At 46.9% G+C, this 6000-nt stretch carries 7 protein-coding genes and 1 pseudogene; 4 read left to right on the forward strand and 4 right to left on the reverse strand.

All coding sequences use genetic code 11. The features are described 5' to 3' along the window. Positions 1-11 precede the first annotated feature (11 nt). Complete coding sequence (locus RIB93_RS02935; RefSeq protein ID WP_446370133.1) at positions 12-431, forward strand: secondary thiamine-phosphate synthase enzyme YjbQ; 420 nt, start codon at positions 12-14, stop codon at positions 429-431. Between the two features lie 101 nt (positions 432-532). Further along, a pseudogene (locus RIB93_RS02940) lies at positions 533-805 on the forward strand (DUF4058 family protein); the annotation flags it as partial. Here the strand turns inward: RIB93_RS02940 and RIB93_RS02945 are convergent. The 3 genes from RIB93_RS02945 to purS are packed head-to-tail and all read right to left on the reverse strand — an operon-like array spanning position 797 to position 2090. Continuing rightward, complete coding sequence (locus RIB93_RS02945) at positions 797-1042, reverse strand: hypothetical protein (protein ID WP_446370135.1); 246 nt, start codon at positions 1040-1042, stop codon at positions 797-799. The pseudogene RIB93_RS02940 and the gene RIB93_RS02945 overlap by 9 nt on opposite strands. A gap of 59 nt (positions 1043-1101) precedes the next feature. Next, a complete protein-coding gene (purQ, locus tag RIB93_RS02950; RefSeq protein ID WP_446370137.1) occupies positions 1102-1812 on the reverse strand; it encodes a phosphoribosylformylglycinamidine synthase subunit PurQ in 711 nt (236 codons plus the stop codon). Then, positions 1809-2090, reverse strand: coding sequence for a phosphoribosylformylglycinamidine synthase subunit PurS (gene purS, locus RIB93_RS02955; protein WP_446370139.1), 282 nt, complete (start codon positions 2088-2090; stop codon positions 1809-1811). Before purS ends, purQ begins: the two co-directional genes overlap by 4 nt. 97 nt (positions 2091-2187) lie before the next feature. Here purS and RIB93_RS02960 point away from each other — a divergent pair, with 97 nt between their 5' ends. Continuing rightward, a complete protein-coding gene (locus tag RIB93_RS02960; protein ID WP_446370141.1) occupies positions 2188-2622 on the forward strand; it encodes a Fur family transcriptional regulator in 435 nt (144 codons plus the stop codon). 189 nt (positions 2623-2811) lie between these two features. Here RIB93_RS02960 and RIB93_RS02965 read toward each other — a convergent pair whose 3' ends face one another. Beyond that, entirely contained in the window at positions 2812-4401 is a 1590-nt protein-coding gene (locus RIB93_RS02965; protein WP_446370143.1) for a glycoside hydrolase family 57 protein, read from the reverse strand. A 243-nt stretch (positions 4402-4644) separates the two neighbouring features. Here RIB93_RS02965 and RIB93_RS02970 point away from each other — a divergent pair, with 243 nt between their 5' ends. Beyond that, the gene (locus RIB93_RS02970) at positions 4645-5847 is read left to right on the forward strand and encodes a histidine kinase (protein WP_446370145.1); all 1203 of its coding nucleotides are present in this window, start codon (positions 4645-4647) and stop codon (positions 5845-5847) included. Positions 5848-6000: the final 153 nt, after the last annotated feature.

The following is a 6000-nucleotide window of genomic DNA, read 5'->3' on the forward strand; positions in this document are numbered from 1 at the left end:
ACATCAACATAATGGCTGTTCATCAAGACTACATTCAACTTGCCACCGATAATAATGGCGATATGCATGACTTGACCGATAAAGTCAATGCCATTGTCAAAAACTCTGGTATCCAAACCGGAATGGTTCATGTGTTTAATATTGGCAGTACCGCCTCCATTGGCACAATCGAGTTTGAACCAGGGTTGGAACGGGATTTACCGGAACTGTTAAATAAACTGATTCCACCTAGTCGGGATTACGGACACGAGCAAACCTGGCATGATGGTAATGGACATTCTCACCTGCAAGCCACTTGGTTGGGACCCTCTATCACCGTACCCCTTAAAAATGGCAGGTTAGAATTAGGCACTTGGCAGCAAATCTTTCACCTAGAATGCGATGTGAAACCGCGTCGCCGTCAAATTGTGGTGACGATTTATGGCGAATAGTTTTGTTCAGCAACAGAAATGATTCACATCTGAGTAGTTCACTAAACATAAATGCTTTCTGTCTTTTGCTATAGATCTAGTATGGAGGTAAGGTTTTAAATAGTGCTACTCACTTGGTTGAAATTGATCTGTTGAGGACGGGGAAATTTATGCCAATGGCAGAGGCACTTCCATCAGATTACCGCATTTTGGTCAGTCGAACCAATCTTCGTCCCGAAGCTGAACTTTACCCGTTTAATTGGCGTGAATCCATTCCCCAATTTTTGCTTCCGTTGCAGCCACCAGACCCAGAACCTGTTGTCAATTTAGCTGAGGTCTTGAAACAAGTGTACCAGGAAGCTGCTTTAGACCTAGCGATTGATTATTCACGATGAAGCGGCTTTTGATTCTGCCTCTTCTAACTCGATAGTCAAATCAATCAGGTGTCTTGCATAACGAATGGACTCTGTCAAGCCTCGCTCTGTGACTGGATAGCTATAGCGAGCAAAATTTTCATTCGGGTGTTGCCAACGTAACCACAACCGTCTGTCAATCATCTTCGTGCTAATTAACCAATCTCGGTAGCGGATTGGTTTGATGGGCAAGCCGGTGTTGGGATTGTCTGAAGTCACTGGCTTTCTTAGGAGTATTGAATTTAATTTACGATTTCAGAGAGCATAAAGAAACTTGGTTAGACGGGTTGGAGTCGCTGTTGATTCATGAACGCTAATAATCCGTGAAATAATTTGATGCCATCAACACTGCCCAACAAAGGGTCAGATGCCCGTTCGGGATGAGGCATCATGCCCAATATTTTACCCGTGCGATCGCATATTCCGGCAATGTTATTCACTGAACCGTTCGGATTGCTGGTTTCGTCGATTTCACCGCTGGAATTGGCATAACGAAAGACAATCTGATTTCCATCTTCGAGGGCTTTCAGGGTGTCTGTATGGGCGTAGTAGCGTCCTTCCCCGTGAGCAACGGGCAGTGTGATCATGTCTCCCGTGGCGTAAGCTGAAGTCCAAGGAATGTCAGTGCGTTCTATTTTCAAGGGAACGCGATCGCAAATAAAATGGAGATCTCGATTCCGGACTAATGCCCCCGGTAATAACCCGGTTTCGGTTAAGACTTGAAAGCCGTTACAGATACCCAGGACAAACTTACCCTGTTTGGCGTGGGCAATCACATGGGACATAATCGGCGAAAACTGAGCGATCGCGCCGCAGCGCAGGTAGTCGCCATAACTAAAGCCACCGGGTAATACAACCACATCCAGATCAGAAATATCCGTTTGTTCATGCCAAACCATCCGAGTCGGACAGTTGAGCAACTCCTGGGTGACATAAGCAACATCGCGATCGCAGTTTGAGCCAGGAAAAACCACAATACCAAATTTCATGTTGATACCCCTAACTGTACCTGTACTTCATCCAACTCAAATCGATAATTTTCAATTACTGGATTCGCCAAAAGTTGGTCACAGATGCGATCCAGTTGATCACTGGCTTGGTTTTCATCCGCCGCCGTCAGCATTAACTCAATATACTTGCCGATGCGTACCTGCTTAACATTCGCGATGCCGAGTTGTCCAATCCCAGACTCAACTGCCACACCAGCCGGATCTAATACAGAAGGTCGCAGTGTAACATAAATTCGAGCCTTATACTGATGATTCACAAGCACCCCCTAGTGGTTTGAGATTACCTTAATTTAAAGTTTGAACTACTAATCCCCAATAGTCCACATCCTTTTTCCTCGATTAACCCCTAAATCTATGAAAGCCCAACGCACCCGTTCTCAAGAGCGAATTTTAAAGTTGCTCAAAACCTTAAATCGTGCTGTCTCTGCCCAGGATATTCATATCGAGTTACGCAAGCGGAAGCAAGGTATGGGTCTAGCCACAGTTTACCGCTCTCTCGATGCCTTGAAACTCGAAGGAGTGGTACAAATGCGGACTCTATCCACTGGCGAATCCCTCTACAGTTTATTGCAGGATCAACACCATCTCACCTGTCTCAATTGTGGGCGATCGATTCCCATCGAGGAATGTCCTGTCCACAATTTAGAGACCCAGTTACAAGATAACCACCACTTTCAGATTTACTATCATACCCTAGAATTTTTTGGACTCTGTGAGGATTGTCAAATGGTTGAAGCTGATCAAAACCGTCGTTATAGTGCCAAGGGGATGCACAAGGGAGAGTTTTGAGTTTTGGCTCCGAGGGGATGGCGCATGACCCTTAGCAACCCAAAATCCAAGGGAACCTGGTTGGTGTGTAGGGGCGGGTTTCACTATTATCGTTTATTCTCTCACCCAGATGCGACTCGCGCCCGCCCCGAAGTAGAGACGTATCATGCTAAGTCTCTACTCCCTCCCCCTCACCCTTGTCCCTAATCTTTACAATGGACGATAAACCCGATAGTTAATTTTGGGGAAAATGTTATCGATTTCCTCGACTTTTTCTAACCAGCCACTGTCGATTTTACCAATCTTGATATCCTCATACAGCTTATTAAACCGCATCAAGTGCGATCGCGTCCGCCGGACGGCATAGGGTACCATGGTTCCCGTCCGCATAATAAACGCCCAGTCCGATGACTGCGCCAGGAGTACCTCTCGCGCCGCCTGGTTTAGGGCTTTCCATTCCAGTTCATCAGCGGGTTCGCGACGCCCTAACTCAATCATCCGTTCCGCTGCTTTATGCAGGTGAGGATAAATCCAAGCATTGGTTTCATTCAGCCAATATTCATGGAATCCTTTATACCCCCAGCTTGACTGAGAGGGCTTAGAAACCTGCTGGGTGGGATTATCCCCCAAATAGTCCGCCAGGTGGGTCATGTCATAAGTCCCCTGGTCATACCAAGACTTGCGGAACAGATAATCGATAAACCACGGTCCCTCGTACCACCAATGACCAAACAGTTCCGCATCATAGGGGGACACCACAATCGGCGGACGTTGCATAATTCCCGCCAAATGACCCACCTGTTGTTCCCGGTTAAACATAAAGTTAGCCGCATTTTCAGCTGCTTTTTCTCGCGCCCAATAGGGGTCATACAACGCCTTATCCCCTAACCCTAATCCGCGACCTGTAATCCGGTGATATTTAATTCCTGTATTTTTGCGCTGTCCATTGGGCATAATATAGGGCTTAATGTACTCGTATTCGGCTTCCCAGCCTAAATCCTTGTAAAATTCCCGATATTCGGGTGACCCCGGATACCCGACTTCTGAAGACCACACCTGCTGAGAGGACTCATGATCTCGCCCAAATGCCGCTACCCCTGTTTCCGTATAAACCGGAGCATACGTGCCAAACCGGGGACGGGGACGGGCATACAAGATCCCATGACCATCGGTGAGGAAATAGCGCAAGCCCGCATCAGCGAGTAATCGTTCCACCCCTTCGTAATAGGCGCATTCGGGTAACCACATCCCTTTCGGGGGACGCCCAAAGGTTTGCTCATAATGCTCACAAGCCACCTGAATTTGCGCCCAAACCGCTTGGGGATACATCTTCATCAGCGGAAAATAGCCGTGAGTCGCGCCGCAAGTGATGATTTCTAGGTTATTGCTGTCGAGAAATTGCTTAAATGCCAACACTAGGTCACCGCTATAGCGATTCCAGGTTTGGCGAATCATGCTGAACTCGTTCACATAATGTTCAGCTAGGTAGCGGATATGACCATTATGTTTGTTATGCTCGACTTCCTTTTGAACTAATTCCTCGAGTAAGGCAAGATGTTTATCGTAGCGCTCTTGCAACAGAGGGTCTTGGAGCATCGATACCAAAGGGGGTGTCATGCTCATGGTGATTTTAAAATCTACCCCATCCCGCTTTAATCCTTCAAAGACATGAAGGAGGGGCACATAAGTTTCGGTGATGGCTTCAAAAAGCCATTCTTCTTCCAGAACATAGTCACTTTCTGGATGCCGCACAAAAGGTAGATGAGCATGAAGGACGAGCGCAACGTAGCCGATAGCCATAGTGAATAGAAGTTGTGAATTGCTAGAAAAAGTTTAGGATAGCCTGGGAGGTTGACAGTCATTTAAGATTTTAGGACGAAAGGGACAGCAAAAGGATAGATAAACGTCACAAACCATTCAGTTTTGCGGAAAATCTAAAATAGAGATTAAATTATAAGGAAGCAAAGACCCCCCAGCCCCTAGGCAGTCAAGTCCAATGTTCTCCTACAATTGCCCCAGTTAAGAGTGCTAACACCCAATTTCATGCAGGTCGCTCATGAGAACTCTCCGGATGGGGAAGCCACATTACAGCTTCTGCTGTTTGTCGATGAGCGCCCCAGTTCCCGGAAACATATCCATCACATCCGCAACTATCTGGAGTCCTTGAAACAGGACTATCCTTTTGAACTGATGATTGTGAAGGTGGGAGAACAGCCCTATTTAGCCGAACATTTTAAAATTGTAGCCACTCCAGCCCTGCTAAAGATTCATCCCCAACCCCGACAAACCCTCGCGGGAACGAATTTAGTAGGACAGTTGAAGAACTGTTGGTCACGCTGGCAAAGCTGTATCGAAGACTATAAAGCCGAGTTAACCCAGCAGATGGTCTCATCCGCTAACAGAGACGCTAACAGAGATATCTCCAGTGAGAATGGCTCATCCGCCAAACCTTCCATGGCATCTTCGGTCGAAGTGATTCAACTCACGGACGAAATTTTTCGCCTCAACCAAGAAAACGCAGCACTGCGGGAAAATATCCATTTTAAAGACCAAATCTTATCCATGTTAGCCCATGACATCCGCAACCCTTTAACCGCCGCATCCATTGCCTTAGATACCCTGGGATTAGGTCAAAACAACCCGAATCAAGCTCCTCGCCCTGAATTAACCCCCCGGCTAAAAGCCCGGTTATTTGAACAAGCGCGTATCCAACTCCGTACTATCGATCGCATGATTACGGAAATCCTGCAAGCCGCCAAAGGCAGCAACGCCGACTTTTACGTTAAACCCCGCAAACTGGCGTTAAGACCCTTGTGTCAAGATATTCTCAATCAAATGCAGGAGTCGTTCCAACTCAAATCCCAGATTGTGGAAACAGACATTCCCCAGGATTTACCCCCTGTCCATGCCGATAGTGAGTTGGTGCGTCAAGTCATTGTCAATCTGCTAGACAATGCCAACAAATACACCCCAAAAGGGGGTAAAATTCAGGTTTCTATGCTGCACCGCACCACCCAAAAAGTTCAAGTCTCGGTCTATGATACAGGTCCGGGTATCCCAGAAGGAAATCGCGATCGCATTTTTGAGAATCATTTCCGACTCAAACGCGATCAAGGCAAGGACGGGTACGGGATTGGTTTATCCTTGTGCCAACGCATAATCCGCGCCCATTATGGTCGCATCTGGGTCGATTCCTCGCCCAAAGGTGGTGGCTGTTTCCACTTTACCCTACCCATTTATCGGTAAACGTCAAAGAAGCGATGTAGAGACGTTCCGATGAAATATCTTTTGTAGGGGCGGGTTTTACCGTTAACCTTTGGTGTTACCCTGATATAACTAAACCCGCCCCGACCTAACCGTTCAATTATCACAAATAACAAATGACAAATGACGAATGAC

The sequence above is a fragment of the Coleofasciculus sp. D1-CHI-01 genome, assembly GCF_040218875.1.
In the GTDB taxonomy this organism is placed as follows: Bacteria; Cyanobacteriota; Cyanobacteriia; order Cyanobacteriales; family Coleofasciculaceae; genus Coleofasciculus.